22 protein-coding genes and 10 tRNA genes are annotated in these 26,073 nt (G+C 71.8%); 10 read left to right on the top strand and 22 right to left on the bottom strand.

Annotation, left to right across the window (positions count from 1 at the left end):
• The first annotated feature begins 5 nt into the window (after nt 1–5).
• From urtC to urtE, 3 genes are all read left to right on the top strand, one after another.
• Entirely contained in the window at nt 6–1,169 is a 1,164-nt protein-coding gene (gene urtC / locus WMF28_RS27765) for an urea ABC transporter permease subunit UrtC (protein ID WP_437596353.1), read from the top strand.
• A gap of 152 nt (nt 1,170–1,321) precedes the next feature.
• Nucleotides 1,322–2,143 (top strand): urea ABC transporter ATP-binding protein UrtD, encoded by an 822-nt coding sequence (gene urtD, locus WMF28_RS27770; RefSeq protein ID WP_437596354.1) that lies wholly within the window; start codon nt 1,322–1,324, stop codon nt 2,141–2,143.
• 5 nt (nt 2,144–2,148) lie between these two features.
• Nucleotides 2,149–2,850 carry an urea ABC transporter ATP-binding subunit UrtE gene (gene urtE, locus WMF28_RS27775; RefSeq protein ID WP_437596355.1) on the top strand — a complete coding sequence of 234 codons (702 nt, stop codon included), beginning with the start codon at nt 2,149–2,151 and terminating at the stop codon, nt 2,848–2,850.
• A gap of 169 nt (nt 2,851–3,019) precedes the next feature.
• Here urtE and WMF28_RS27780 read toward each other — a convergent pair whose 3' ends face one another.
• Nucleotides 3,020–3,880, bottom strand: a complete 861-nt coding sequence (locus WMF28_RS27780) for a DUF4351 domain-containing protein (protein ID WP_437596356.1) — start codon at nt 3,878–3,880, stop codon at nt 3,020–3,022.
• A gap of 410 nt (nt 3,881–4,290) precedes the next feature.
• Between WMF28_RS27780 and WMF28_RS27785 the strand changes: the two genes are divergently transcribed.
• On the top strand, nt 4,291–5,484 hold the full coding sequence (locus tag WMF28_RS27785; RefSeq protein ID WP_437596357.1) for a formylglycine-generating enzyme family protein: 1,194 nt from the start codon (nt 4,291–4,293) through the stop codon (nt 5,482–5,484).
• Between the two features lie 10 nt (nt 5,485–5,494).
• Here the strand turns inward: WMF28_RS27785 and WMF28_RS27790 are convergent, their stop codons facing one another.
• Nucleotides 5,495–6,463, bottom strand: a complete 969-nt coding sequence (locus tag WMF28_RS27790) for an ornithine cyclodeaminase family protein (RefSeq protein WP_437596358.1) — start codon at nt 6,461–6,463, stop codon at nt 5,495–5,497.
• A gap of 279 nt (nt 6,464–6,742) precedes the next feature.
• On the opposite strand from WMF28_RS27790, the gene WMF28_RS27795 reads away from it, so the two are divergent.
• The 3 genes from WMF28_RS27795 (at nt 6,743) to WMF28_RS27805 (ending at nt 10,791) form a co-directional block, all read left to right on the top strand.
• Complete coding sequence (locus WMF28_RS27795; RefSeq protein ID WP_437596359.1) at nt 6,743–8,323, top strand: DUF4215 domain-containing protein; 1,581 nt, start codon at nt 6,743–6,745, stop codon at nt 8,321–8,323.
• A 67-nt stretch (nt 8,324–8,390) separates the two neighbouring features.
• Nucleotides 8,391–9,443 (top strand): hypothetical protein, encoded by a 1,053-nt coding sequence (locus WMF28_RS27800; protein ID WP_437596360.1) that lies wholly within the window; start codon nt 8,391–8,393, stop codon nt 9,441–9,443.
• A 772-nt stretch (nt 9,444–10,215) separates the two neighbouring features.
• On the top strand, nt 10,216–10,791 hold the full coding sequence (locus WMF28_RS27805; RefSeq protein ID WP_437596361.1) for an HPF/RaiA family ribosome-associated protein: 576 nt from the start codon (nt 10,216–10,218) through the stop codon (nt 10,789–10,791).
• A 73-nt stretch (nt 10,792–10,864) separates the two neighbouring features.
• On the opposite strand, the gene WMF28_RS27810 is transcribed toward WMF28_RS27805, so the two are convergent.
• From WMF28_RS27810 to WMF28_RS27905, 20 genes are all read right to left on the bottom strand, one after another.
• Nucleotides 10,865–13,030: a protein kinase domain-containing protein gene (locus WMF28_RS27810; protein WP_437596362.1), complete on the bottom strand. Its 2,166-nt coding sequence runs from the start codon at nt 13,028–13,030 to the stop codon at nt 10,865–10,867.
• 113 nt (nt 13,031–13,143) lie between these two features.
• Complete coding sequence (locus tag WMF28_RS27815) at nt 13,144–13,662, bottom strand: HNH endonuclease (RefSeq protein ID WP_437596363.1); 519 nt, start codon at nt 13,660–13,662, stop codon at nt 13,144–13,146.
• Nucleotides 13,663–13,793: 131 nt separating this feature from the next.
• Nucleotides 13,794–13,867: transfer RNA gene (locus tag WMF28_RS27820), tRNA-Glu, on the bottom strand.
• Between the two features lie 99 nt (nt 13,868–13,966).
• Nucleotides 13,967–14,040: transfer RNA gene (locus WMF28_RS27825), tRNA-Gly, on the bottom strand.
• Nucleotides 14,041–14,206: 166 nt separating this feature from the next.
• A tRNA-Ala gene (locus tag WMF28_RS27830) sits at nt 14,207–14,278 on the bottom strand.
• 169 nt (nt 14,279–14,447) lie between these two features.
• Nucleotides 14,448–14,519 (bottom strand) — tRNA-Asp (locus WMF28_RS27835).
• Between the two features lie 7 nt (nt 14,520–14,526).
• Nucleotides 14,527–14,647, bottom strand: a tRNA-OTHER gene (locus tag WMF28_RS27840).
• Between the two features lie 75 nt (nt 14,648–14,722).
• Nucleotides 14,723–14,794: transfer RNA gene (locus tag WMF28_RS27845), tRNA-Arg, on the bottom strand.
• Between the two features lie 84 nt (nt 14,795–14,878).
• On the bottom strand, nt 14,879–16,558 hold the full coding sequence (locus tag WMF28_RS27850) for a TROVE domain-containing protein (protein ID WP_437596364.1): 1,680 nt from the start codon (nt 16,556–16,558) through the stop codon (nt 14,879–14,881).
• 97 nt (nt 16,559–16,655) lie between these two features.
• Nucleotides 16,656–16,730: transfer RNA gene (locus tag WMF28_RS27855), tRNA-His, on the bottom strand.
• A 12-nt stretch (nt 16,731–16,742) separates the two neighbouring features.
• Nucleotides 16,743–16,815 (bottom strand) — tRNA-Pro (locus WMF28_RS27860).
• Nucleotides 16,816–16,919: 104 nt separating this feature from the next.
• Nucleotides 16,920–16,991: transfer RNA gene (locus WMF28_RS27865), tRNA-Asn, on the bottom strand.
• Between the two features lie 153 nt (nt 16,992–17,144).
• Nucleotides 17,145–17,218: transfer RNA gene (locus tag WMF28_RS27870), tRNA-Lys, on the bottom strand.
• Nucleotides 17,219–17,705: 487 nt separating this feature from the next.
• Nucleotides 17,706–17,882, bottom strand: coding sequence for a hypothetical protein (locus WMF28_RS27875; RefSeq protein WP_437596365.1), 177 nt, complete (start codon nt 17,880–17,882; stop codon nt 17,706–17,708).
• Between the two features lie 256 nt (nt 17,883–18,138).
• A complete protein-coding gene (locus WMF28_RS27880) occupies nt 18,139–19,374 on the bottom strand; it encodes a tetratricopeptide repeat protein (RefSeq protein ID WP_437596366.1) in 1,236 nt (411 codons plus the stop codon).
• A gap of 25 nt (nt 19,375–19,399) precedes the next feature.
• Nucleotides 19,400–19,633, bottom strand: a complete 234-nt coding sequence (locus tag WMF28_RS27885) for a hypothetical protein (protein ID WP_437596367.1) — start codon at nt 19,631–19,633, stop codon at nt 19,400–19,402.
• Nucleotides 19,634–19,652: 19 nt separating this feature from the next.
• Complete coding sequence (locus WMF28_RS27890) at nt 19,653–20,732, bottom strand: protoporphyrinogen/coproporphyrinogen oxidase (protein ID WP_437596368.1); 1,080 nt, start codon at nt 20,730–20,732, stop codon at nt 19,653–19,655.
• 108 nt (nt 20,733–20,840) lie between these two features.
• Nucleotides 20,841–21,254 (bottom strand): hypothetical protein, encoded by a 414-nt coding sequence (locus tag WMF28_RS27895; RefSeq protein ID WP_437477975.1) that lies wholly within the window; start codon nt 21,252–21,254, stop codon nt 20,841–20,843.
• A gap of 146 nt (nt 21,255–21,400) precedes the next feature.
• Nucleotides 21,401–22,879 (bottom strand): hypothetical protein, encoded by a 1,479-nt coding sequence (locus WMF28_RS27900; RefSeq protein WP_437596369.1) that lies wholly within the window; start codon nt 22,877–22,879, stop codon nt 21,401–21,403.
• A gap of 239 nt (nt 22,880–23,118) precedes the next feature.
• A complete protein-coding gene (locus WMF28_RS27905) occupies nt 23,119–24,777 on the bottom strand; it encodes a Ppx/GppA phosphatase family protein (RefSeq protein WP_437596370.1) in 1,659 nt (552 codons plus the stop codon).
• 50 nt (nt 24,778–24,827) lie between these two features.
• On the opposite strand from WMF28_RS27905, the gene WMF28_RS27910 reads away from it, so the two are divergent.
• The 3 genes from WMF28_RS27910 to WMF28_RS27920 are packed head-to-tail and all read left to right on the top strand — an operon-like array spanning nt 24,828 to nt 25,924.
• Complete coding sequence (locus tag WMF28_RS27910) at nt 24,828–25,448, top strand: hypothetical protein (protein ID WP_437596371.1); 621 nt, start codon at nt 24,828–24,830, stop codon at nt 25,446–25,448.
• Nucleotides 25,445–25,708, top strand: a complete 264-nt coding sequence (locus tag WMF28_RS27915; RefSeq protein ID WP_437596372.1) for a hypothetical protein — start codon at nt 25,445–25,447, stop codon at nt 25,706–25,708. Before WMF28_RS27910 ends, WMF28_RS27915 begins: the two co-directional genes overlap by 4 nt.
• A gap of 39 nt (nt 25,709–25,747) precedes the next feature.
• Complete coding sequence (locus WMF28_RS27920; RefSeq protein ID WP_437596373.1) at nt 25,748–25,924, top strand: hypothetical protein; 177 nt, start codon at nt 25,748–25,750, stop codon at nt 25,922–25,924.
• The last annotated feature ends 149 nt before the right edge of the window (nt 25,925–26,073 follow it).

Raw genomic sequence — 26,073 nt, forward strand, 5'->3', positions numbered from 1 at the left:
CGGACATGGCCCTTCGAGACTCCACCCTTCGCAGCTTCCTCTGGACCTGGGGCGCGCCGCTCGCGGTGGCGTTGCCGCTCCTCGTCGCGCCGCTCGTGCTCTCGGACTTCCGGCTGAACCTGCTCGGCAAGTTCCTCACCTACGCCATCGTCGCCCTCGGGCTCGACCTCATCTGGGGCTACGGCGGGATGCTGAGCCTCGGACAGGGGCTCTTCTTCGGCCTCGGCGGCTACGCGATGGCGATGTACCTGAAGCTGGAGACGTCGGGCTCGCGCCTGCCCGATTTCATGAGCTGGAGCGGCCTCGAGGCGCTGCCTTTCTTCTGGGAGGCGTTCCGCTCGCCGGTCGTGGCCGTCTGCGCCGTGGTGCTCCTGCCGATGGCGATCGCGTCGGCGGTGGGCTACCTCGTCTTCCGCAGCCGCGTCCAGGGGGTGTACTTCTCGCTGATCACCCAGGGGCTCACGCTGATCGCGTCGATCCTCTTCATCGGCCAGCAGGCGCTCACGGGCGGCACGAACGGGATCACGAACCTGAAGACGATCTTCGGCTTCGCGCGCGGGGCGGCCTCGACGCAGACGGTGCTCTATTTCGTGACGCTCTTCTGCCTGGGGGCGCTCTACCTTTTTTGCCGGAGGCTCACCCAGTCGCGCTTCGGGCGCCTGCTCGTGGCGATGCGCGACGACGAGAACCGGGTGCGCTTCCTCGGCTACAACCCGGTCACCCTGAAGACGCTGGTGTTCGCGCTGTCGGCGGGCATGGCCGGCATCGCCGGCGCGCTGTTCGTCTGTCAGGTCGGCCTCATCTCGCCGTCCTCGATGGGCGTGATGCCGTCGATCGAGATGGTGACCTGGGTGGCGGTCGGCGGGCGCGGCACGCTGATCGGCGCGGTCGTCGGCGCGATCCTTGTGAGCCTGGGGAAGAGCGCGCTGAGCGAGTCGTATCCCGAGGTGTGGCAGCTCGCCTTCGGCGCGCTCTTCGCGGCGTCGGTCATGCTGCTCCCGACCGGCGTCGCCGGCTTCCTTCGGCGCCACGGGTCGAGGCTCGTGCGCCGCCACGCGGGCGGCGCGGCGGGTCGGGCGGGCGCGCTCGGCGAGGCCGCCGTGGCCGGGGCGGCGGGCGAGGTCGAGCCGGCGGCGCGCACCGAGGTGCCGGCGACGTCCGGGCGCTGAGGGGGAGGAGCGGAGATGAGCGGGGACGAGCGCGGGAATGAACGCGGGGATGGACGCGGGGATGGACGCGGGGATGGACGCGGGGATGGACGCGGGAATGGACGCGGGGATGGACGATGAATGAGCGCGACGACGAACAGAGGAGCGAGGGGATGAGCCGCGGCAACATCGTCGAGGTCCAGCAGGTGACGGTGAGCTTCGACGGCTTCAAGGTGCTGGACGGGCTCGACTTCTCCATCCAGCGCGGGGAGCTCAGGTTCCTGATCGGGCCGAACGGCGCGGGGAAGACGACGCTGCTCGACATCCTCACGGGCAAGACGCGGCCGTCGAGCGGACGTGTGGTGTTCCACGGAGGTGGGGAGTCGGGGCGAGAGGCCGTCGAGGTGCACAGGTTGCCGGAGCACGCCCTGGTCCAGCAGGGGATCGGGCGGAAGTTCCAGACGCCGGCCGTCTTCGGCAGCCTCACGGTGCTCGAGAACCTGGAGGCGGCGATGGGCTTCCGGGAGAGCGCGCCGGGGCTGCTCCGCGGGCTGTCCGCGGCGCAGGAGAAGGAGATCGCCGAGACGCTCGACCGGATCGGGCTCCGGCGGCGCGCGGAGCTGCGGGCCGCGGTGCTCGCGCACGGGGAGCGGCAGTGGCTGGAGATCGGCATGCTGCTCGTGCAGCAGCCGAAGCTGCTCCTGCTCGACGAGCCGGTGGCGGGGATGACCCGGCGCGAGCGCGACCGCACGGGGGAGCTCGTCCAGGAGATCGCCAAGCAGCGGTCGGTGCTGGTGGTGGAGCACGACATGGAGTTCGTGCGGCGCTACGCGAGCACGGTGACGGTGCTGCACGCCGGCAGGAGGCTGTGCGAGGGGCCGGTCGAGGAGGTCCAGGGCAACGCGCAGGTGATCGAGGTCTACCTCGGGCGGGCGCACGACGCAGGGCGCGCGCGCGGCGGCGCGGCGGCCGCGGCTGCGGCGGAGGAGCGGTAGAGAACATGCTGGTGATCGAGGATCTCGCGGTCTACTACGAAGAGAGCTGCATCCTGTCGCAGGTCAGCCTGGATGTCGCGCCCGGCCGGGTATCGTGCCTTCTTGGGCGCAACGGGGTCGGCAAGACGACGCTGCTCAAGGCGATCATGGGCGTGCTGAAGCCGCGGCGCGGAAAGGTGGCGCTCGACGGGGCGGACCTCACCTCGAGGTCGCCGAGCGACAGGGCGCGCGCGGGCATCGGCTATGTGCCGCAGGGGCGAGGGATCTTCCCCTATCTGACGGTGCGGGAGAACCTGCTCATGGGCTTCGAGGCGAAGAGCGACTCCGCGCCGAGCCCGGCGGCGCTGGAAGAGATGATGACCATGTTCCCCATCCTCAAGAAGTTTCAGGCGCGGGCGGCAGGGACGCTGAGCGGCGGGCAGCAGCAGCAGCTCTCTCTCGCGCGCGTGCTGCTGAGGAAGCCGAAGCTCCTCTTGCTGGACGAGCCGACGGAGGGGATCCAGCCGTCGATCATGCAGGAGATCGGGGAGGTGATCAAAGGGCTCGGGAAGCAGGGCGACATGGCGATCCTGCTCGTGGAGCAGTTCCTTGATTTCGCGCTCTCGACGGCGAGCGAGTACTTCATCATGGATAACGGGGGGATCGTGCGGCGGGGGAGCGTGGCGGAGTTCGACGACGAGATCGCGAGAGAGTTTCTGGCGGTGTGAGCGGCCGCGCGACGACCTACGCCAGCGCCTCCTCTGCGCTGGCCGAGGTCACCGCCTGATCGAGCCATCGGTGCAGGGTGGTCAGCTCGGAGCAGGCGTCGATCTGGCAGCTCGCCGAAACGTGCGCGCAAGAGCCGCAGCCGGCGTGCCGGCCGGCCCGGCGGTTTCCTCAGCTCGGTTCGTCCAGCACTTCGGCGAGGGTCTTCGCGCTGAGCACCCGCTCGGCCCACTGCTCGAGCACCGCGATCTCTGCCCCCTCGACTCGAGCCACAGCAGCTTCCGGCAGCTCGCCGAAACGAGCGCGCAAGAGGCGCAGCAGGATGGCACGCTCTCCTTCGCGGCGACCCTGGTCGCGTCCCTGCGCGACGTACTTCTTCGCGAAATCGCTCTGGTACTCGTAGCCCTTCATCATCACCTCCAGCGCCCGGCGGGCCGCCGCGTTCAGGGAATTTAGCACGACATCGCCGTAGAACCTGGCCCTGTCCTCCTCGATCCCCCGGATCGCGGGCAGCGCGGCGGCGGCGATCCTCGCTCCCTGCTCGCTGCTGCCGTGCGCCAGGGCGGAGAGCACGGCCAGCTCGGGCCGGCGGACCGCCTCCGCGAGGTCCGTCACGACCGGAACCGCCTCACGCCCCAGCACGGGCGGGCGCAACACGAAGCCGGGGATGCCGGTCTCGATCGGCGCTGCGCACCAGGCGGCGACGTGGGGGTCGGGCGCGACGACGAGCAGGCCCACCTGGCAGCGGTGCGCGGCGCGCGCGCCCATGGTGTAGTCGGGCCAGCTGAAGCGCTTTCGTGGATCGATGCCGAGCTGGACCTCGACGATGAGCACCCAGATCGGCGCGTCGCCGTCGAGCAGGACGACGACGAGGTCGGCGCGGTACTCGGCAGGCTGGATCTCGGTCAGGTCGATCGAGGTGAGGCGCGCTCCCGAGTAGGGCGGGAGCGGGACGCCCAGCACCTCGACGAGGAGCTCGGCGGCGAGCGAGGGGCGGTTCTTGAAGAGATCCACGAGGATCTCGTGGGCCATGGAGGGCATCGCGACGTGGCTGGCACGTGGGCGCGCACGCGGTCAAGTTCAGCGCATGTCGCGGTCCGGTGACACGCGGAATAAGCACGCTGCTCGGGAGAGAGAGACATCACTCTGACAGATCGCACGTAATTGCGTGCGCCTGGGTGCGCTGCTGACCAAGCGGCTCACCAAGCCGGTGCCTGCGCGATTCCGGGTTGCTTGGCGCAATCCTCCTGGCGGTCGGCTCGCTCGATACGAAGGCGCCGCGCGGAGCGCCCGGAGCAGCGCGACAGCAGGCGGCGCCGGGGCATCTCTGCGGACCCCTGGGGGTGCGCGCTGCGGGGAGTGTGCAACCGGCTCGCGCGGCAGGGCGCGAGCGGTCACGCGGCGCGGTGGACAGCGCCCGTGCGGCGGCTGTAGGAGTAAATATGCTCAGCAGGCGCGCCGGGTGGTGGTGGGCGGCATCGACCTTCCTGGCCAGCGGTTGTACGGCGCTCCTGGGGCTGGACAAGGACTATCACCCGCTGGATGACGCGGGCGGCGACGCCGGCTCGGGCGGCGGCGACGCAAGCTCGGGCCGCGGCGGCGGCGACAATGGCACCGGCGCCGGCACCGGAGCGTGCACGCCCGGCGATGCGCGGTGCTCGGACAACCGACCAGAGCAATGCAACGACCGCGGCCAGTGGGACGCCCCGGAGCCGTGCCCTCCGGAGGCGCCCGTGTGCAGCGGAGGGGCGTGCACGACACCGCCGAGCTGCGAAGGGCTGCCAGCGACGTGCGGGTCGGGCGCCGACGAGGGCTGCTGCGCGAGCGCGCTGGTGCCGGGGGGGACGTTCAACCGCGGCAACGATCCTGCGTATCCAGCGACGGTGAGCGACTTCCGGCTGGATCGCTTCGAGGTCACGGTGGGGAGGTTCCGGAAGTTCGTGGCGGCGTACCCCGGGAGCCGGCCCGCGGCCGATGCGGGAGCGCACCCGGACATCCAGGCGAGCGGGTGGAAACCGGCCTGGAACGGCGAGCTGCCCCCGGACGCGGCGGCGCTGCGAGCCGCGGTGACGTGCACTCCAGACAACCCGGACATGCGCACGTGGACGGAGGAGCCCGGCGCCCAGGAGCACCTGCCGATGAACTGCGTGAGCTGGTACGTCGCCTTCGCGTTCTGCGCGTGGGACGGGGGCCGGTTCCCCACGGAAGCCGAGTGGAACTACGCGGCGGCCGGAGGGGACGAGCAAAGGCAGTATCCGTGGTCGAACCCGCCGGAGTCGACGACCATCGACGCGAGCTACGCATCCTATGATTGCAGGGAGAGCGCAGCGCCCGGCTGCACGTTCCAGAGCGACTTCGGCGACATCGCGCCCTCCGGGTCCCGCTCGCCGAGGGGCGACGGGCGGTGGGCGCAGGCGGATCTCGGCGGGAGCATGCGGGAGTGGATGCTGGATGGATACGGGACCTACCCGGCGGAATGCGTCGATTGCGCCAACCTGACGGACACCTCGAGCCGGGTGGTCCGCGGCGGGAGCACCTTCGGCGCGCCGAGCTATCTGTTGACGTCCGCGCGGGTCAGCGTGGCGCCGTCGGCCCCCTACTACAGCCTCGGCGTGCGGTGCGCGAGGACGCCCTAGAGGGCCGCGCTCAGCCGAAGAAATCGAACGCCGTCCCGGCGCCCCGCTCGCGCGCGGCGGCGTAGACGACGCGCGCGAGCGCCACGTCCTGGATCGCGAGGCCGGTCGAGTCGAACACCGTGATGGCCGCGTCTCCGCGCCCCGCGAGCTTGCCCGCGACGACCTCGCCGATCGTCCCCTGGATGTGCTCGCGGTGCAGCGCGCCCGCGTGCAGCGGCACGTTGACCTCGCCGCTCTCGGTCGCCTGCGCCCAGTCGTCGATGATCACCCGCGCGTCCCGGAGGATCTCCGGATCGAGCTCCTGCTTACCGGGCGCGTCGGCGCCCATCGCGTTGATGTGCGCCCCTGGGCGGACCCACGCGCGCTGCACGACCGGCGCGCGCGCGGGCGTGGAGGTGCAGAGGATGTCGCAGCCGGAGGCCTCCTCCACCGAGACGGCGCGCCCGCCCGCCTCGGCCGCGAACCGCTCGCTCGCCTCGCGCGAAACGTCCGCGGTGAGCACCTCCAGCTGAGCGCCGTAGACGGCGCGGTGGGCGTCGAGCAGGAAGCGCGCCTGCACGCCGCAGCCGATGAAGCCGAGCGTCCTCGGGTTGGGCCGCGCGAGGAGCTTCGACGCGATCGCCGCCGCCGCGCCGGTCCGCACCGCCGTGAGCCGGGTCGCGTCCATCACGGCGAGGGGCGACGCCGTGGCCGGATCGCTGAGGATGTAGAGCCCCATGACGGACGGCAGGCCGAAGCGCGCCGGGTTCTTCGGGTGCGAATTGACCCACTTCACCCCAGCCGCGCCGTCGGCGTAAGCCGGCATCGCACGGAGATCCCCGTCGTGGGCCGGCAGCCCCAGGTACAGCTTCGGCGGCATCGCGGCCTCGCCGCGGCCGTGCGCCGCGAACGCCGCCTCCACGGCGGCGATGGCCGCGTCCATGGCGAGAAGGGAGACCACATCGGACTGGGACAGGAGCAATGTTTTCTCGGGCTTCATCGGACGCGACCGTACGCGAGGCCGAAAGCGAGCGCACGCGTACCGGCGGCGGGCAGGTGTGCTCGCATGCTCCGCGCACCGCCTTCGTGCGCCCTCTTTCCGCGGAAGGGACGCCTGGCCTGCTCGGATCTGGCAGCCGGGAGCGGCCGGTCACGGAACGCCGGCGACATGAACCGGGGGGTTGGCAGGCGAAGCCATTGCGCTGAAGATGGCGAAGCTGCGCCGTGGGGTGAGGTGCACCTCGCGTCTTGACGATCTCTCTTCTGGTGGAGCGAGTGGATGAACGTACGACTCGTTGCAGGTCTCTTTGTGCTCGCGTTCTCGGCGATCGCCGGATGCGGCGATGATGAAGGCGAAGGTGGCAAGGGCGGCGCCGGCGGCGCCGGCGGGAGCGGCGGCAGCGGCGCCGGCGCGTCGGACGCGACAAGCACGGGCAGCAGCGGCGGCGCCGAGCCCACCGGCACCGGCGGCTCCGGCGGCGCCGAGCCCACCGGCACCGGCGGCGCCGGCGGCGCCGAGCCCACCGGCACCGGCGGCGCCGGCGGCGCCGAGCCCACCGGCACCGGCGGCTCCGGTGGAGGGACGTCCGCCGGCCATGGCGCGGCGTGCACCTACGACGCGGCGTGCGCCGGTGAGTACTGCATCACGGAGACCGACTGGGGCTGGCCGGCCGGGGCCTGCGCGAGCCTCTGCGATCCCGCCGTGGGCGCCTGTTCCGACGGCGCCGTCTGTGTCGATTTCGGCGAGTCGCTCGGCCTGTGCATCCTTCGTTGCAGCACGACCGACGAGTGCCGCGATGGCTACAGGTGCAGCGACATCGGCGGCGAGATCACGGCGTGCATCCCGGGGTGCACCGTGAACTCGCAGTGCGCGGATCTCGGCGTGTGCGACAGGCTCGACGGCGTCTGCAAGCTGGGCGAGGCCGACTGCGCCGACGGCGAGGACGACGAGGGCGACGGCCAGATCGATTGCGCGGACAGCGACTGCGCCGCGACCTGCGGCCCGCTCGTCGACGCAGCCTGCGCGGGCGCGACGCCGGTGACGACGACGACGATCGAGGGCGACACGTCGAGCGGCACGCGCGCGCTCAAAGGCAGCTGCACCGGCGACGGGCCGGAGGAGCTCCACCTGTTCACGCCGCCCGCGGGCCAGTCGGGCACGCTCCTCGTCGTGCTCCAGTCGGAGAGCAACCACGGCCTCTATACCCGCACGGCGTGCGCGAATGCTTCCACCGAGCTCGCGTGCGCGGATGAGCACGCCGCCTCGGACGCCGCGCCCGAGGAGGAGTCGTTCGCGCTCGTCGTGCGCGAGGGCCAGGCGGTGCCGATCGTCGTCGACGCCCGAACGCGCGCCGACGCAGGGCCGTACACGCTGGAGCTCGTGTTCTCTCCGGCCACCTGCGGCGATCGGATCGTCAGCGCGCCCGAGGAGTGCGACGACGGCAACACGGTCGACGGCGACGGCTGCTCCGCCGCGTGCACCGCGGAGCTCGACGACGTCTGCGAGGACGCGTCCGTGGCCGTCCTGGGCGACAACCGGGGCGACACGACGGGCGGCACGGTGCTGTTCGCGGGCAGCTGCATCCGCCCCAACACGCCGGAGAGGATCCACTCGTTCACGCCGCCGAGCGCCGGCAGGCTCAGGCTGGTGCTGTCCTCCGCGACAGATCAGGGCATGTACGTGCGGACGGGCTGCACGGGCCCCGAGCTGGCGTGCATCGACGCCGTGCTCGGAGGCCGCGATGAGACGCTTACGGTCAGCGTCCAGGGCGGCGTGCCCCTGCTCATCTTCGTCGACACGGACAGCCAGAGGAACGCTGGGCCTTACACGCTCAACCTCTCCTTCACCCCCTCTCCCTGAGCTCCGGCGCCGCCGCGCGGCGCGACCGAGCGCCCTCCGGACGGGGCGGATGAGGTACGCTGCGCGCGTGCTTGCCGCCCCGCCTTCCGCCCAGCCGCCTCGCCGCACGCGCCTGCTCGTCGCCGCGTTGCTGACCGCGTGCGCCTGCCAGCCGGCCTCCGCGCCGCCGGCCCGCGCCTTCCAGGACGCCCCGCCGCTCCCCGGCGCGCCCCGCATCGCAACGCCGTCGCCGCACGACGCCACCCCGGCCCCGCAGCCCGCGCCGTCGACCGCGGGCGATGGCGCGTCGGGCGCGGGCGCCGGCGCGGCGCGCGCGACGCTCGACAGCAGGTCCCCCGTCAAGCTCGCGCCTCCGCCGTTCAGCCAGGCGCTCTTCCGGCCCGCGCCGGCCGGAGGCTCCGCCGCGCCGCGCCTCGTGAAGGTCGCCGAGCGGAAGAACGAGATCACGGACGGGGCAGCGTGGTTCACCACGAACGGCCTCTCCCTGCCGACGCTGCAGGTGCCGAGCGCGGCCGCGGGGGGCGCGAGCGGCGCCCGCCCCCTCCCCTCCTTCGTTCCCGAGGGCTACCGCGATCAAGCGCTCGTCAAGGCCATCGATCACGGCGACCACATCGCGCTGTTCTACGGCCCAGACTTCGCCGAAGCGCGCTTCGTCGCGATCCTCGACGCGGCGCACGAGGTCGTCGCCTTCTTCGACTTCGACAGCTTCCTCACGCCGCCCGAGTTCGCGCCCAAGGAAGCCGCGTTCGTGCGGGGCCACGTCGGCTGGGCCGTGGTCAAGGACGGCGTGCTCTACGTCTCGTCGGGACACAGGACGTATGCGGCCTCGTCGAAGGGCAAGAACGCCTACCTCTCGGCCATCGATCTCGCCTCTGGGCAGCTCCTCTGGCAGAGCGCGCCGCTCGTCTGCAACGCCGAGAACTTCGTCCTGCGCGGAGATCATCTCCTCTGCGGATACGGCTTCACGGCCGAGCCGGACTTCCTCTATGTCCTCGAGCGCGCCACCGGCAAGGTGGTCTCGAAGCTCCCGCTGAAGAGCGGACCAGAGTTCCTTGTCGAGAAGGACGGCAAGCTCTTCGTCCGCACCTACGACACGGATTACGTCTTCGAGATCCGCTGAAGCGGCGCTCGGGGGGCGGCCGGCGCGCCCGCTGACGGCGGGGGCCGGCACGCCGCGATCCGAGGGCTCCGCGGTACCTGCAGCTGCGGTCATCCACCCCGCGCTTCGCGCCGAGGATGTCCAGCGCCCCGGAACGGCCCGGGAGCGGGCGCTATGCCCCAGGGCGCCCACGGCTCCTCCGAGGGCGAGGCGAGGTGGCGCCGCGAGATCTCGCCCTCGTGCTCGCTCCCCTGTCGTTCCTCGGCGCCGGCGCGACGACGCGCCGTGCGCACCTGCTCCCGATCGGCACGGCATCTCGGCACGGCGGGTGGGGCCCTCGCATCGCTCGGCGCGATGGCCCGCCCGCCGCAGCGGCCGCCCCTCGCTGCCTTCCATGGAAGAGCTCGCTCGCCGAGCGTCGACACGCCTTCCTGGACCGGACAGGCGCGTAGAACGCGATGAAATGCAACGGAATGACGCGAGACGCCCCGGGTGTCGCAGATTGCCCCAGGAGAGCACGCTCGTCGCTCCTCGCCCACGCCGCCCGCGCCAGCCTGGAGATCCACGAGGAACGCAAGAAGCTGCTCCTGTCGCGCAGAGCTTGCGCCGCCCCGGCCGCGCCCGGCGTCGCTCGAGCGCGAAACTCGCCGCCATCGGGCTGCCGCACGGCTGAGCGACCATGGCAGCGAACTTGCTACCTGCTCACTTCAAGCACACACGAGGTGTTACCTCACAGTTCCGGAGCGGCGCGCGTTCCGGGAGTCCAAGCGACGCAGGATGAAAAGGAGCGAGCATGCAAGTGGAGCTCACCTTCCGGCACATCGATAAAAGCCCCTCGCTCGAGGAGCTGATCCGCGAGCAAGCGAACAAGATCCAGCGCTTCAACGACCACATCAACAGCTGCGCCGTGGTCGTCGAGCGCGAACACGCGAGCCAGGGCACGGGCGGAGAGTACCGCGTGCGCGTCGACCTCCACGTGGCCGGCAAGCACGAGATCGTGAGCGAGGAGCGGGCCGCCAGGAACCTGCTGCCCACGGCGGTGCGCGACGTGTTCCACCGCGCTGGTCGCCAGCTGAAGAAGCTCGCGAGCGAGCAGCGGAGCGAGGTGAAGGCCCACCCGGCGCAGGACACCGCCGGCGTCATCACGAAGCTGTTCAACGACCACGGGTTCATCAGGACGATCGAGGGTCGGGAGATCTATTTCCACGAGCGAAGCATCGTATCGGCGCCGTTCTCCGAGCTGAAGATCGGCATGGGCGTCGCCTACACGGAAGAGGACGGCGACGACGGGCCTCAGGCGAGCACGGTGCGGGTCGTGGACGCGCGCGGCGGCAACCGCGGCCGCGAGGAGATACCCACGCTCAGCTAGGCCGAGCCAAGAGAGCGCGGGGCTCGTGCGCGCGGCGCGGGCCCCGCCGCTCCCTCGTTCGCCCTGCGGGCGGCTATATCGTCGTATCGCGCAGCCACGGCGGGAGAGGCGACCGCCGCGGCGTCGGGGCCATCGGGGGCTCGGCCGGCGGCGTCGCGATCTCCTCCATCTCGTCCTGTGCAGGCACCGCGTCCCCGTCCCGGGGAGGATCTGGCTGCGGCTGCGCCCTCTGCCGCCTCGTCTCCCACGCCTCGCGCTGCCGCTCCAGGTCGTCGATCCGGTCGGAGGCCTCGTCGAGCTTGCGCTCGAGCCAGCCCACGCGCGCGGATTCACGCCTCAGCTCCGAGAGCGCCGCCCTGAGCTCGTGATCTCTCGAGCGGAGGGCGGCCCTCGCCCGCTCGCGCTCGCTCTCGGCTTGCTCGATCCGCGCCGACAGGCGCTCGCGGTCGATCTCGAGCCCGGTGATCTCGCGCTCCATGGCGCTCTTCGACTGCTCGTAGCGCACGTCGGCCTCGGCCTTCGCGGCCGACGCGGCCTGGGCCGCGCGCCGCGCCCGGAGCTCGGCGTGCTCGGCCAGGCGCTTCGCCTCGTTCATCGACTCCTTGGCGGAGTTGGCGCTCTTCGCGTCGTCGCTCGCCCTCATCGCCAGGGCGAGCGCCTCCTCGGTCGCGCGCTGCGCCTCGCTCATCTTCGCGAGCGCCTCCTGCGCCGAAGCGTTCGCGGCCGCCTCGAGGCGGCTGTGCTCTCGCGCGGCGCGCTCGGCGGCCTCGGCCGTCTTCCGCGCTCGCGCCGCGTGCATCCAGAACACGGTGGTCGTCGCGACCATGCCCATCAGCACGACCACGCCGAGGGCGAGGAGCCCCCGCGTGAGGCGCTCGCGGCGCGCCTCCGCCGCGACGGCGGCGTCGAGGAAGGTGCGCTCCAGAACGGTGAGATCGTCGATGTCCCGGGCCCAGGCGGACAGCTCGTGCAGCGCCTTGCCGCGAGGCAAGAGCTTCGGCGCCTTGCCGCCGAGGACCCACCTAGAGAGCGCCTCGTCGAGCTCCTTCTTCGCCCGACCGAGCCGGTGGAGCGCGCTCGCCACCTCCGTCATGCGCGGCCGCGCCTCGGGCTCGAACGACAGCACCCGGTGGACGAGGGCGACGAGATCGGGCGGCGTGGAAGCGCTCATCGGGGGCGGCCATGCCCCGCTCGGCGCGTCGGGCGTCCGCCCCTCGAGCAGCTCATAGAGGATGACGCCGAGGGAGTAGACATCCGCCTTGACGTCGACGCTCCCGGAGTGGCGCTCCTGCTCCGGCGCCATGTAGCTCCTCGTCCCGAGGCCCCACACGCCCTCTTGCGTGAACGGCATCGTGGGCTGTCCCGCGCCCTCGCTGTGCGGCGCGGCCTCGATCGACGCGCGCGACCCCCGCGCCACCGCGGAGGAGGCCGCCTCGGGCGGGCCCTCGACCGACGCGGGGTGGATCGCGGACCTGCGGATGCTCACGAGGGGGAGGCTCCTGAGCGCGTCGTCCTCGCGCGCGTCGCTCTCTGAGGTTGCGCCCGCGGCGCTCGCGGTGCCCGCCGCGAGCGCGGGGCCGTTCGTGGTGGCCACCGTCGGCGCCTGCCGCGTCGAGAGCTCCGTGCGGATCGTGGGCACGGACGCGGGCGCGATGGATCCCCTCCCCTCCAGCTCCAGCACCTCGGGGAGACCGCCCCAGAGCACCTTCGCGATGCCGAAATCGAGGATCTTGACGCGGCTGCCCCCGGGCGCGAGCTCGTCGTCGACCACCATGATGTTCTCCGGCTTCAGATCGCGGTGGACGACCTTCGACGCGTGGGCCGCGGCCATGGCCGAGGCGATCTGGTAGCCGAGGCGCACGACCTGCCGCGGTCGATCCGCGGGCGGCGCCGCCTGCACCCAGTCGCGCAGCCCCCGCCCGTCGAGGTGCTCCATCACGATGTAGGGCGAGCCGTCCTCGAGCTCGCCGGAGTCGAAGACACGGACGATGCCCGGGTGGTTGATGATGTTGACGGCGATCGCCTCCTGCCGGAAGCGGGCCACGACGTCCGGCCGGCGGGCGTAGTCGCCGAGCAGCACCTTGATCGCCGCCCGCGCCCGCGTCTTCGGGTGCCGCGCCCGGAACACCCGCCCCATCCCGCCGCGGCCGAGCTCGCCTTCGATGAGCCAGCCGCGCAGGACCGCGGGGAACGGCGCGAGCTCGTCCTCGATGCGGTCGGAGGCCGGGCGCATCTCCATGCCCGACCATCCTGCACCTGCCCGCCCGGCGGCGGAAGCCCCGACGCGCGCCGGCGCGCCTGACCCTCGACCGTGGGACGGGGTCATGGACGCGCCGGCGCGCGGGGCTCGGGTCATCCCGCGCTCGCGCAGTAGCCTGCCCACACCTCCGGGATACGCCGCTCGCTCAGGCCCAGGACGGGCGCCGGCGGCAGCCACTTCGGCTTCACCGGGGCGCGGAGCAGCTTCATGCCGGCCTGCTCCGGCGTCCGGCCCCGCTTCATCGTGTTGCACGCGTAGCAGGACGCGACGATGTTGTCCCAGACGGTCCTGCCGCCCTGCACGCGCGGGACGACGTGGTCGTAGTTGAGCTCGCGGGCCTCCTTCTTCACGCCGCAGTACTGGCAGCGGAAGCCGTCGCGCAGGAGGACGTTGACCCTCGAGAACCTCACGCCGCGCTTCATCCCCAGCGTCGGCCGCTTCAGCCGCACCACCGCGGGTGCCTTGATGGAGAGCGACGGCGACCGGATGTCGTCGTCGTATTCCTCGATGACCTCCACCTTGCCCAGAAAGCTCATCGTGACAGCGGTCTGCCACGAGATGACCTTATGGGGCACCATCCATGGCGTCAAAAGCAGCGTCTGCGCGGTCATGGCCCACCTCTCTAGCGTCTCTTTCTCTTCATGATGTCACTCCACGTCACGTGCGATGAGATAGAATTGGCAGGCTCGCTCGCTCGGGCGCGGGCTCCCGAAGTAGCACGCAGGCGAGCGGAGCGGCCCGGTGTCCCCAGCGGGATTCGAACCCGCGTCTCCGGAGCGAAAATCCGGCCGCCTGAGCCTCTAGCAAGATGGGGACATGGTCACGTAACCACGCAATAGCGACCACCGGCCGCGGGAGCTCCCGGCTCCGCGGCGTCGCGGGCGCGGTCCTCTCCCGAGGCGCGGCTCTCGTGGCTGGAGCGGTGGAGGAGAATCGAACTCCCGTCGCGAGCTTGGCACGCTCGCACTCTACCATTGAGCTACCACCGCAGGTTCATGATGAAAAAAGGAGGCGGGCCGCCGGGCGCCGCGCGCGCCCGCACGATGTGCGGCACGCCGGCCGGCGGCCCGCCTCGGCGCCGAGAAGAACGAACGGGCAAGGGGCGCTGTGGGGGCTCAGGGTAAGGTGATAACCCACGAGCTTCGGCCCGTCCGGTGGAGCGACGAGGGGTCGAACCTCGATCCCTGCCGTGCGAGGGCAGTGTTCTCCCGGTTGAACTATCACCCCGCTTCAGCGAGTCGACCCTCGCGTCAGATCTTCATTGTCATCTCCTTCTCCATTGGCTCCATTGGACGGCTGTCCGCCGATTTCGTTGAGCCAGGCTCGCTCTTTTTTGGAGGGAGCCGGGCTTGCAGCAATCGAAGCGTCTCGCGGGAGCTCTGTAGAGCTCTCGAGGCGCCCCCGAGGAGGATCGAACTCCCCTCACCTGATCGACAATCAGGCTGCCTCACCAGATGCATACGAGGGCAACACGGCGCCGCCGGCGGGATTCGAACCCGCGACATCCTAGGGAATGATAACCGTCCTCCTTCGGCCCGGGTCGGGCAAGCGGGCGGAGAACGGTATAGGTGCTCTACCAGACTGAGCTACAGCGGCAAGGTCGGGATCCGAGAACCGTCGTCCCTCGGCCCGGGTCGGGCAATGGGCGGACAACGGAGGGCGGGATCCCGGCGCCCCCGGCGGGACTCGAACCCGCATCGACCGGCTTCGTAGGCCGGCCCCTGTCCATTCGGGCTCGGGGGCAGCTCCTGGGAGCCGGACGCTGGCGTCGAACCGCACCCGGCGTCGGACGGACGGGCCGGCGGAGCCCGTCCGTCACGCTTTCTGTCACGAGGTATCCCGGGTGAAATCCGCCATCACCTGGGGGGCCGCCCCGTCGAACCCCACGACATCGAGCATGCCGGGGTCCGTCGGGTCGGCGATCGAGAAGCCGGTCGACGTCATGCCGACGACGACAAGCTTCGCCGGTCGGCCCATCGCCTGCCGGTAGTCCCTGAGCGCCTGAAACGGGTGAACGCCGCCCGCCCAGGTCTCGTTGTCCGTGTAAATGACGAACGAGTCGACCTCCACCCGGTTCCGCTTCGCCCAGATCATCGGCAGCGCGCAGTCGGTGCCGCCGAAGGGAAGGCCCTCCACCGCGCGCAGCACGTCATCGAGCCGCTGCTCCGGCGAGATCGACAGCGGCAAGAGGCCGGAGACTCCCCCGCCCCACTTGCCGCCGTACCCGCCCGACGCCGCCGAGAAGCCGACCACGCTGTACTCGCGCTCGATCCTCGCCGTCGCCATGGCCATGGCCGCGCTCGCCACGCGCGGCGTCAGGCCGGGGACACCAGCGATGTTGCCGCTGGTCATGGATCCGGAGATGTCGAGCGCCAGGAGGTGCTTCTTCCTTGTCGGCTCGACCGCCCGGAACGCGAGGTAGAACGCCTCGTTCAGCGCGTCGACGATCTCGCGGACCGGGGTCCACGAGAGCGCGTTGGCGCGCCGGCGCGCGCGCTCGCCGTGGCCCTGCTCGTAGACCTTGAGAGCCGAGAGCACGGCGACGGGGTGGACCCGCGCCGCGGCCAGGCGGCCGGCGTCGGTGAGCTGTTGCGCCACCCTGCGGGACGCGTCGCTCATCGGCGAGAGCACGTCGATCGCGGTCATCTTCCCCAGGTTCCGGATGAGCGCGGTCTGCGGCATGTGCTCGAGCAGCGCCTCCCAGACCGCGGGGTCGTTCTTCCACTCGGTCTGGAGCATCTCGTGCGTGAAGCGATGCTGCCTGATCAGCGCGGTGACCTGCTTCCGGTTCGTCGCCGCGCGGAGCGACTCGAACGCGCGCACCGCGTCCGGCAGCTCCCCCGGGGGCAGCGCCTTGCCACGCGCCGACTCCTTGCCGAGCGCCTCGATACCGCCGACGATCCAGCGGTACAGGGCGTCGTGCTGCGGGGTCGGCGCGACCGGATGCGCGAGCCGCAGGAGATCGCGGTGGCTGAACCCGTCGCGCTGCTGGTACTTGATCGCCTGATACGCGACCCTGTCGACCGGCTTGCCGTTGTACCAGGCAGCGACGGCGGACCGGAGCCCGCGCCCCCACTTGCGGAAACCCTGCACGTCGCGGGCGAAGTGGAAGAGATCCGTCCCCGTGCGGCATACCTCGGGCAAGGCCGCGAGGGCAGCCTTCCGGGTCTCGATCTTCGGGTCGGCCGAGGCCATCGCGAGCGCGAAGATCGCAGGCGCGTTCTTCGGCGCTCGCCCCGAGCCGCTGATGTCGACGATGCGCTGCACGGCGCGGGGCCCGTCCGCGGCGAGGCAGGCCTCGACGGCGCGGGCGTTCTCCACGGTGAGCTTCCGCTCGCTCGCATAGTAGGTCCCCCCCTCCGCGCCGAGGATGAGCCAGCGGTCGAGCCTCGCCCACTCGTCGAGGGCGAAGGCGAAGCCACCGGCGCTGTTCTTCGCCTGATCGGCGCGGGCCTTGTGCCGCTGCGGGGTGACCAGCGCGGCAAAGTGCTTCAGATAATTGGCCATGACACCACCTCCGGCCCGAGAGCCCGGGCAAACGAGGACGGATAAGCGGCGCGCTCGGAGGATCTCCCAAAGATAACCGAGCGCGATCGACCCGTCCTGGGTGGGCGTACGGGGATCGAACCCGTCTTCGCAGGGTCACAACCTGCCCTCTTCACCAGAAGAGTAACACCCACGCAAGCTATCGTCGGGATGGCCGGATTCGAACCGGCGGATCTCCTCACCCCAGATGAGGCGCCTCTCCACTGGGCTACATCCCGGAGCGCCTGCCCACGGCAGGCGCCCACGGCCCCCCGGGCCCGGAGGCGAGCCCGAGCCTCGCGTGAACAAGGCGGGCCCTGACCTCCGAGCGCCGGGGGCGCGGCTCCGGCGGGAGGGATCGAACCTCCAACCCTCCGCTTAACAGGCGGACGCTCTACCATTGAGCTACACCGGAACATGGAGGCGCAGCGCGCCTCCATCTACATCGTACATCCTGGTTGTCACAGAACGAGCGACCCCCCCGCAGAGGGATCCACGAGAGCGCATCGGCGATCTCTGCGCTCTCACGCCGCGCTCGCCGGCATTTCACGCCGAGCGGTGCGCCGGGTGGACCCGAGAGGAATCGAACCTCCAGCCGTCCGCTTAAGAAGCGGCTGCTCTATCCATTTGAGCTACGGGTCCGCACGGAGGGCGCACCTCCGCATCGCCTGCCACGCGGGCAGGCCATCATCCTCTGAAGAGCTCGAACCTCCGCGTCGAAAGAGCGGATGATCTACAGCCGCTCGGGCCATCCCTCGCCCGGAGCGGGCGTACACGAATCCCGATCGCGCCCCCGCGAGCGCGCACCATGGCCCCCGAACGTCATTCGTTATCGATTCGAATGCTTCCAGCGCACTCTCTACCGCGCCTCCTTTCCATGGGCGCAATTCCCCCCTGCCGCAGCGCGCGACGACCTCGCACGCGCGGCAAGCAAGACAATCCCTCTCCTCGACGAGCCTGCAGCCCGCACCCCACAGCGGACCCGAAGCCCACAAGGGAGCCACGGCCCACAGCGGGCCTGCAGCCCACAACGGGCCTCCAGCTCACGAGCCCCAAAACGCCGAAGGCCGCCTGGGTTTCCCGAGGCGGCCTTCGCGAACGTCGTGGATCGACGCGTGCTTAGCTGCCTCTAGGCGCTATTCTCCGGGGTACCGAGCTTCCGCGACGGGCGGAGGCCGCAGGCGTGTCCGGGGTCGTGCGCCAAGGAATCGTCACCCAGCAGATGCTCCCATGCCACGATCGCTTCAGGCGTTCCCGCCTTGGGCTGGTTGGCGATGAGCTGCATGTCGTCGTGGCGGCTGAACATAACGAATCCTTGTGTGCCGGATAAGTACTCCCCTTGGACGGGCTGTGCAACCGAAAAGTTCCTGGAGTCGATTCTTTTTATTCTCCGCGCTCGATACCGGGGCTCTCCGGGCCGCAGCGCGGATCAGCGCAATCAGGGGATCCCGCGGTTTTCCGGGGGTTTGCCCGACGTATACCAAGGGCGGCGGCGGGCCCGATCACCGCGCATCATGGGAGGGAGGCGGCGGACGGTGGCAGCGCGGAGCACACATCGTGCCCTATCGGGCGCCGACCTCGATCCGGAATCGCTCATTGCACCCGGCGCCCGAGACCACCACGTGACCTCCCTCCACCGTCACGCTGGCCTCGCTCACTGCCGGCCAGCGCAGCGCCACCAGCGCTCGGCCGGTACGCGCGTCGTAGAACGTCTGCTCGCGGTGGCTCACGCCGTCGCGGCAGCGCTGCTCTTCGTTGGGCTCCCCGTCGAAGACCGCGCCGGCGCCGTCAAAGAACCCCTCGACAACGAGGAGCTCCCCCCTGGTCGAGCCGCTCACGGTGCGGAGCCCGTGGCAGCGCGCGGGCCAGCCCCCCGAGCGACCGCCGTTCGCGACCAAGAACCCCCCTGGCCGGCGGGGGAAGACGACATGGTTGTGGAGGTAGATATACGTCGCGTACTCGCGAGGGAAGATCCACGGCGGATCGCCGGCGCACGGGCCGTCGCTCGCGCGCTTGCCCTCGGGTCCGCACAGGTGCGCTCTCGCCGCGGCCTCGGTCGCCGCCTCGCCGAGCTCCTCCCCGCTGGGGCCGACCCGCTCGCGGAGCTCGGTCCAGCTCTTCGCGATGACCGCGCTCTCGAGGCCGGTCTTGCGGATCTCCACGGCGCACGTCGACCTGCCGGCGAGCTTGCCGCGCGTCGCCGGCGAGGGCCTGAGCGCGTGCGCGTTCGCGTAGGCGACCCGGGCCGCCTCGGCGTCGCCGGCGTTGTCGCGCAGGAGCCCGAGGTTGAACCAGATCTGGGAACGGAGCTCGGGGTCGCCCGCCCCCGCCAGCGCCGCGGAGAAATCGCCCTCCGCCGCGTCGCCGTGGCCGGCGCCGAGGTGCGCGAAGCCCCGCTCCGCGAGCGCCCGCGCGTCGCTCGGATCCGCAGCGAGCGCCTCGGTGAACGCCTGGACAGCCGCGCCGAAGTCCCGCTTCTTTGTCGCCAGCCGGCCCCTCGCCAGGGCCGCATCGTGCGCGGCGAGGGCCTGCTTCTCCTTCTCGGTGAGCGGGCGCGGCGATGCTCCGCCGCGCGCGGGCAGGGCCGGCGACGCTGGCGGGGCACCGCTGCTGGCGGACGAGGCGACGGCGGCCGAGCTCGCCGCGGCCGGCGGCGAGCTCTCGGCGACAGGCGGCGCACGCTCGGCGGCCGGCCTCTGCGGCTCGTCACGGCACCCCGCGACGGCGCACGCCGCCGCGAGCGCGAGGCCGAGCGCGAGACGCCCTCCCTGGGTCGTCGATCTGCTGGTGTTCCTCATGGTGCCGGCGCAGGCGTCGCGCTGCTCAAGCCTCTGGCCCGCTCGCGCTGCCGCTCTTCACGACGGCACTCGCGGCTCGCGTGGGGCTCTGGAGGTCGTCGAGCACCGGGCTCGCCCGCTCCGCGGCCTTGCGGATCTCCTCCAGCGCGCCGTCGAAGCTGCCCTGTCCCGCCTGCGGGTTCGCGGCGACATGGGCCTTCGTGGCTCGGGACGTGTCGATATCGAGCGCGCAGCAGCTGCCGCTGATGTCCATGGTCATGGTGTGCATCCTCTCGCGTCTAGGTCGACAGGGCGCCGGCGCGCTCCGCGGCCGCCTCGGCGGAGCGCACGGCGGCGTCGATCCCGGAGCCGTGGAACGCCGAGCCGGCGAGGAGCACGCCGCTGCCGGCGAGCGCCTGCTCGGTCTCCCGGACCCGCGCCGCGTGGGCGGGCGTGGAGACCGGGAGCGCGCTCGACCAGCGCGAGACCCACGCGCGCTCGGAGGGCCCGCGCACGCGCAGCACGCGCGCGAGCGAGGCCTCGGCGCGGGCCGCCCATGCGCCGTCGTTCATCTGCTCGAGATCCGCCGGCTCGGGGCGGAAGAAGAGGCGAAGCGCGACATGGCCGGCGGGGGCGCGATCGGCGAACTTCGAGGTCGTGAACGTGCACGCGCGGAAGCCGTGCGCCTGGTGCCCCGCGGCGACGACGAAGCCGGTCCCGTCGAGCGGGTGCTCGATCGCGGCGCGCGGGTAGGCCAGCGACACGGTCACGCTGGAGAGCGTCTCGGCGTCGCGGAGCGCCCGCGCCGGCTCGCCGAGCAGCGCGGCCGCGCCGGCGGCGTGGGTCGCGAGCACCACGACGTCGGCGTCGATCTCGGCCCCGCCGGCGAGCGCGAGCCGGAGGCCGCCGGCCGCCCGCTCGAGCGAGACGGCCGCCGCGGAGGTGCGCACGTCGACGCGCCCGTCGCTCGCGAGCGCGCGCGCGAGCGTCTCGGTCAGCTGCGCCATCCCCAGGCGAAAGGTCCGGATCCCCTTGCCGAGCTCGTCGCGCGGCACCTGGAAGCCGAGGAACGCCGCCGCCTCGCCCGGCGCGAGCTCCCGCAGCGCAGCGCCGTCGAAGCCGAACGACCTGTGCGTCTCCTGACCGACGAGATCGCCGGCGATGCCGAGCGCGTCCGCCAGCGCGGGGACCGCCTCGCTCCGCGCGATGAACCCCTCGGCGCCGTGCTCCACCACGAAGCCAGAGGTCCGCTCTGTCCAGAGCTGCCCGCCGATCCGCGGCGCCGCCTCGACGAGCGTCACCCGGTCGCCCGCCGCCGCTCGCCTGAACGCGACGATGCACCCGGCCAGACCGCCTCCGACGATGGCGATGCGTCGCATCGCACCCCTATACCACGACGCGGCGCCACGAGAGGCACGCTCGGCCGCGACCCCATGGAGGTCTATTGGACCCGATCGCGCTCTTCAGGGCCGAAGTTCACCGGCGCCTCAGCCGAGCTGCGACAGGAACTTCCTGAGCTGCTGCGCCTCCACCATCGTCATCACCGGGACGAGCCAGGCCTCGAGCGAGGTGGTGTCGCGAAACGCCTTTCGGCTCGAGTTGTGCGCGTCCCGGATGAGCCGCTCGACCTGGAGACCCAGGATCGCGTTCGCCACCGGCAGCAGGTAGACCGTCCGATGCACCGTCGCGTTCTGGACGCGCATCATCTCCAGGAACTTCTCGGCGCTCTCGGGCGCGAGCACGTCGACCTGGAGCAGCTCGATGCACACCACAGCCCCGTGCCGGTTCTGGGTCACGATGCCCTGGATCCTGGCGATGCACGCGTCGACCTCACCAGCCGGGAGCGGTGAGGCGAGCCTCACCTCGATGAGACGACCGGCTCTGTTGTCAACGGAGTACATGAGCGAAATTAAACGTACCGTAGACGTCCGAGCCAGAGCGCGTCAATGAACGGCGAATTCGTGCGGTTCGGCCCCGTACGCGCGCCCACGCCAATGACGCTTTGTCTGCGGCCGCCTCCATAGGACAAAACCGCCCGAGACGGCGCTCACGCGTCGGACGAGAAGATCACCTTCCCGGGGCGCGCCTCTTCCTCGGAGGCCGCCTCCCGCTCGGCCTCGATGGCCTTCGCCTCGGTCTCCAGATCGGGAAACCGGTACCGGATCCCCTCGCCCGCCTCGAGATCCACGTCGCCCCCGAGCGCGACCACCTCGCGGGTGATCTCCTCCGAGCGCGGCGCCTCCCCCGCCGCGTCCTGCCAGGCCCGCTGGAGCACGGCCTCCGTGATCGGCTCCCGGCCCTGCCTGGCGCCGATGCGGGTGAGGATCGCCCGCAGCACCGCCCGCCGGGCGTTCCGCCGGGCGAGCCGCCGCCGCTTCAGCGGGCGCAGGAGCGCGCGGCCGAGCGGCAGCGCGAAGAGGGCGAGCGAGAAGACGAGCGGCACCACCCCGAGGGCCACCGCCGTCCCTGTGGCGGGCAGCTCCGCCATCGGCACCCCGCGGACCAGGAGCCCGAGGTTGTCCAGGGTAAGGTTCGCCCCGAGGGCGTAGAGGCTCATCAGCAGGTTGAACCCGTTGAGCGCCACGATGATCGCGTTCGCCCCCGGGCCGTTCCCGGTGAGCGGCGGCAGCTCCTCGCGCTTCGCCCAGACGGGCGAGGGCGACCGCGACGGCGCCTCGGCCGCCGTCCGCCGGATCGCCTCGAACCGGTAGACGATGCCCCCCTCCTCCGAGACGTCGACCGTGCCGTCGTAGTCGAGCATCAGCCGCGCCATCAGCGGGTCCGCCTCATCGCGCGACAGCCCCGTCACGCGCATCACATCGGCGAGCCCGATCCGGCCCCGCTGCGCGCGGATCTCGGCCAGGATGAGCTTCTCGTTCTCCAGCGGATCGGGCGGCGCCGGCGTCGGACCGAAGAAGAACCGGTTCACCTTCTCGTAGAACGGCGTCTCGTCCCGGCGCTGCCCGAACGCCCCGCGGCGGCCGTGCGACGAGGACCACGGCGGATCGGCCGTCCACACGAACGGCGAGAACGGGTGGAACGTCCAGAAGATCGCGTCGAAGACCATCCGGAAGAGGAAGTAACCCGCGAACGATCCGGAGAAGCTGCCGTGATCGCGCGAGTCGCTGCTCGAGCGGGCGAACATCTGGGCGAGCAGGATCCCGACGAAGATCACGACGTACGCGATCAGGACGATCGCGATCCACGCGCGCACGACGAAGCGGGCCACGCCGGCGGCGCCGCGGAGGACGGCCCCGAGCGCGCGCTCGAGCCGCGTGCGGGTCTCCCACGGCTTGGTGAAGCCGTGCGGGAAGCGGAAGAGCAGCTCGCCTTCGGACGTCGCCTTGAGGTGCCCGCGGTACTCGCTGACGAGCAGGTGCAGGCCGCTCTCGGCGTCGCGCAGCGGCAGGCCGCTCCTGGCCGAGGCGTCGGCGAGCGTCAGATCGCCGGTGTGCCCGCGCAGGGCGGACTCCAGGATGCCGGCGGCGCGGCGGGCCTCCATCAGCTTTGGAGATTTCAGCGTCAACGGTCGCTCGCCCTCGTTCCGCGGCAGCGCAGCCGCCCTCGCTCGCGGCACCGCCGCGACCGCTGGCACGGCGTCGCCGCGCTCGTTTCCGGAGGCACAACTTCCCCCGTGCTGACCTACATGGTGACGCACAGGGTTCCGCGCAAAGGTCGCGGCGATTTTTTTCGCGCGCCAGCCGCCCGCGTTCGCGGCGGCTCCCGTCGCGCCAGCCGCCCGCGATCGCGGCGGCTCCCGTCGCGTCAGCCGCCCGCGGCCGCGGCGGACGGGGGCGGGTGCGATCTCGGCGTGGCGTCGACCATCCGCACATCGAGGCCGAGGGCGTCGCGCAGCATCCCCGCCTTCGCGACGACCGTCCACTCCTCGAGCGCTCGATCCTCCGCGCCCTGCACCCCGAGCACCAGCGTGTCGCCCTCGATGCGGCCGCTCACGTCCACGACCTTGGCCCGATGCTCGCGATCGAGCGCGTCGGCGATGCGGAGGATCGACGCCATCGTCTTGACCTTGGCGCGCGCGTCGCGCGAGAGCGCGCGGAAGTTGTCGTGGTCCATGCTGGGCGGCGACTTCCTGTGGTAGCGCGCGATGTTCGCGACGATCGCGCGCTCCTCCGGGGTCAGGCCCATGAGGTCGCTGTGGGCGATGATGTAATAGCTGTGCTTGTGGTGCCCCTCGTAGCGAACGAAGTCGCCGATGTCGTGGAGCAAGGCCGCCGCGCGCAGGAGGATCCGGTCGCGCTGACCGAGGCGGTGGCGCGGCGCGAGATCGTCGAAGAGCCGCTCGGCGAGGCGGGCCACGAGCGCGCCGTGCTGCTCGTCGAAGTGGTAGCGGCGGCCGAGCCGGGTGCAGGCGTCGCTGACGGCGGCGGCCTCACCGCGGAAGTCGGGCCCGAGGAAGTGCGTGTGGGCGAGGTCGACGAGCACGCCCTCCTTCAGCCCGACGCCGGGCGCGACGATGAGCGGCTGCGCGAACGTCCGGACGATGCGCGTCAGGATCGTCGCGGCGGGGACGATGGTGTCGGCGCGGTCCGGGCGCAGGCCGTAGATCTGCGCGCGCTCCTCGGGCGTCTTCGACACCAGGTCGTCGAGCAGGCGGAACATCGCGGCCACGTCGATCGCCCGCCCCTCCACGGGCGCGCCCGACACGGGGCAGAGGTCCGCGAGCGTCTCGATGTTGCCGCCCGTACCGACGAGCAGATCGACCCCCGAGCCCTCGCCGAGCAGCTCCACGATCTCGCGCGTGGCGTCGGCCATGACGCGGTCGATGTATTCCTCGAGGAGCCGCCGGTGCCCCGCGTCGACGGGGCGGCGATCCTCGAGGAAGGTCTCGACCATCCGCACCGTCCCGACGGGGAGCGAGCGCGAGAAGACCGCCCCCCGGCCGCGCAGCAGCGTGAGCTCGGTGGAGCCACCGCCGATGTCGACAAGCAGCGCGGTCCGCTCGCCGAGTGGGACGCGCTCGCAGACGGCGAGCTGGACGAGGCGCGCCTCCTCGACGCCCTCGATGACCTCGACGTGGACGCCAGCCTCGCGCGCGGCGCGCTCGACGAAGAGGTCGCCGTTCTGGGCCTCGCGCGCGGCGCTCGTCGCCACGGCGCGGTAGCGGTCGACCTTGGCCGCATCCATCGCCGTACGGAAGCGCCGGAGCGCCTCGCAGGCGGCGCCGATCACCCCCGACTCGAGCCGGCCCTTCGTGAACACGTCGTGCCCGAGGCGCACGGGCGCGCGATCCCCGTGGACGTCGCGGAACGGGTGGAAGCGCGGTGCGTCATGCGCCCCGGCCGAGCCCCCGGCGAGCGCCGGCTCCCGGCCGGCGCCGAACGCCCCGAGCGCCGGAGGATCGACGTCGACGATGCGCAGCCGGATGGCGTTGGATCCGATGTCGATCGCAGCGAGCCGCGCCATGTCGGGAGAAGTAGCGAAGCTCCGGGCTGTTGGCTACTCTCATGCCGCTCATGTGGAGGAAGCTTCAACGCAGGTCGGGGGCCCACCAGCTCGGTCCCCTTCAGCATCGGTCTTCAGAGCGCGCGCTCGCGCCCGGGTCTGCCCGCGGCGCGCCCCGTCTCCTCGGCGGTGCGCGCGAGGCGGCGCGCGCCGCGCTCGGGATCGCGGCCACAGCGCTCGCGCTCGCCGGCTGCGGCGGCGGCGAGGCGCGCGCGCCGAACCCGCTGCGCTCCCTCGACGAGCGCCGGGCGATCGAGGTGATCCGCCGGGCGATGGCGCAGGAGGGCGCGAAGCCGGTGCTCGGGCGCCAGATCGATCTCGTGAGCGGGGCCAAGGTCCGCATCGACGTCGGCGTGCAGAGCCGCTCGTACGGCGTCGTCTACGTGACCGAGGAGGACGCCCAGGCGCTCGGCGCCGCGATCCCGCCGCCGAACGGCCGGGACGAGAAGCTGCGCATCGTCCGCGGCGGGCCGGACGGGGCCATCCGCATCGTGCTCCTCTACCAGCAGAACTACCTCTACGACGATCTCGTCGGCGAGTCGCACGAGCGCACGACGATCACGGCCGAGCGCGAGCTGACGCGCGACGTGCAGGACTTCATCACGTACGCGCGGACGCAGAAGTTCCAGTGAGCGCGCGCGAGCAAGACGAGGGCGCGCGCCGACCCGCGCGCCGCCGGGGACAGCCGACAGCGACCGAGGGCCGCGCGCGCCGCGCGCTCGGCGGCGGGGGGTTGCTCCTCGTGGCCGGGCTCGCGCTGGTCGGCGTCGGGCCGTCCGACGCCGGCATGGCGCTCACGGTGCTCGCGCTCGTCGTGCTCATCTACGGCATCCACTGCTTCGGCCGGCTGGGGCCGGAGCGCGACGAGCGGGCGCGGCTTCCGTCGCGTTGAGGCTTGCGGCGCGCGGCGCCTTCGAGCATATCCGCCGCCATGTATCGCCCTACGCGCCAGCACCAGCACCTCACCCTCAAAGTCACCCAGAAGCAGGAGAGGAGCGCCCAGAGCTCCCGCAAGCCCGGCCGCAAGACAAAGCGCTGGAACAAGTTCCTCGCGCAGTACGCGCCGCTCGTCGCTGGCGCCGAGACGGCCGCCCCCGCCGAGAGCTGAGCTCCGACGCTGGCCGACGGCGCCCCCTCGGCGCCCCGCCCTCTCGATTTCCGTCCTTTTATTACATTCTTACAACGCCATGACCGACGGGCGCGAGCCGCGTCCGCTCCGGGCGACGGCCGCGCCGTGTTCGTTCCAGGGGACGACCG

The sequence above is a fragment of the Sorangium sp. So ce590 genome, assembly GCF_051521365.1.
In the GTDB taxonomy this organism is placed as follows: Bacteria; Myxococcota_A; Polyangia; order Polyangiales; family Polyangiaceae; genus Sorangium.

Coding starts and splice junctions, on each gene's coding strand:
- urtC (WP_437596353.1), top strand. CDS start 6: ATGGCCCTTCGAGACTCCACCCTTCGCAGCTTCCTCTGGACCTGGGGC.
- urtD (WP_437596354.1), top strand. CDS start 1,322: ATGAGCCGCGGCAACATCGTCGAGGTCCAGCAGGTGACGGTGAGCTTC.
- urtE (WP_437596355.1), top strand. CDS start 2,149: ATGCTGGTGATCGAGGATCTCGCGGTCTACTACGAAGAGAGCTGCATC.
- WMF28_RS27780 (WP_437596356.1), bottom strand. CDS start 3,880: ATGGCCCACGAGATCCTCGTGGATCTCTTCAAGAACCGCCCCTCGCTC.
- WMF28_RS27785 (WP_437596357.1), top strand. CDS start 4,291: ATGCTCAGCAGGCGCGCCGGGTGGTGGTGGGCGGCATCGACCTTCCTG.
- WMF28_RS27790 (WP_437596358.1), bottom strand. CDS start 6,463: ATGAAGCCCGAGAAAACATTGCTCCTGTCCCAGTCCGATGTGGTCTCC.
- WMF28_RS27795 (WP_437596359.1), top strand. CDS start 6,743: ATGAACGTACGACTCGTTGCAGGTCTCTTTGTGCTCGCGTTCTCGGCG.
- WMF28_RS27805 (WP_437596361.1), top strand. CDS start 10,216: ATGCAAGTGGAGCTCACCTTCCGGCACATCGATAAAAGCCCCTCGCTC.
- WMF28_RS27810 (WP_437596362.1), bottom strand. CDS start 13,030: ATGGAGATGCGCCCGGCCTCCGACCGCATCGAGGACGAGCTCGCGCCG.
- WMF28_RS27815 (WP_437596363.1), bottom strand. CDS start 13,662: ATGACCGCGCAGACGCTGCTTTTGACGCCATGGATGGTGCCCCATAAG.
- WMF28_RS27850 (WP_437596364.1), bottom strand. CDS start 16,558: ATGGCCAATTATCTGAAGCACTTTGCCGCGCTGGTCACCCCGCAGCGG.
- WMF28_RS27875 (WP_437596365.1), bottom strand. CDS start 17,882: ATGTTCAGCCGCCACGACGACATGCAGCTCATCGCCAACCAGCCCAAG.
- WMF28_RS27880 (WP_437596366.1), bottom strand. CDS start 19,374: ATGAGGAACACCAGCAGATCGACGACCCAGGGAGGGCGTCTCGCGCTC.
- WMF28_RS27885 (WP_437596367.1), bottom strand. CDS start 19,633: ATGACCATGGACATCAGCGGCAGCTGCTGCGCGCTCGATATCGACACG.
- WMF28_RS27890 (WP_437596368.1), bottom strand. CDS start 20,732: ATGCGACGCATCGCCATCGTCGGAGGCGGTCTGGCCGGGTGCATCGTC.
- WMF28_RS27895 (WP_437477975.1), bottom strand. CDS start 21,254: ATGTACTCCGTTGACAACAGAGCCGGTCGTCTCATCGAGGTGAGGCTC.
- WMF28_RS27905 (WP_437596370.1), bottom strand. CDS start 24,777: ATGGCGCGGCTCGCTGCGATCGACATCGGATCCAACGCCATCCGGCTG.
- WMF28_RS27910 (WP_437596371.1), top strand. CDS start 24,828: ATGTGGAGGAAGCTTCAACGCAGGTCGGGGGCCCACCAGCTCGGTCCC.
- WMF28_RS27920 (WP_437596373.1), top strand. CDS start 25,748: ATGTATCGCCCTACGCGCCAGCACCAGCACCTCACCCTCAAAGTCACC.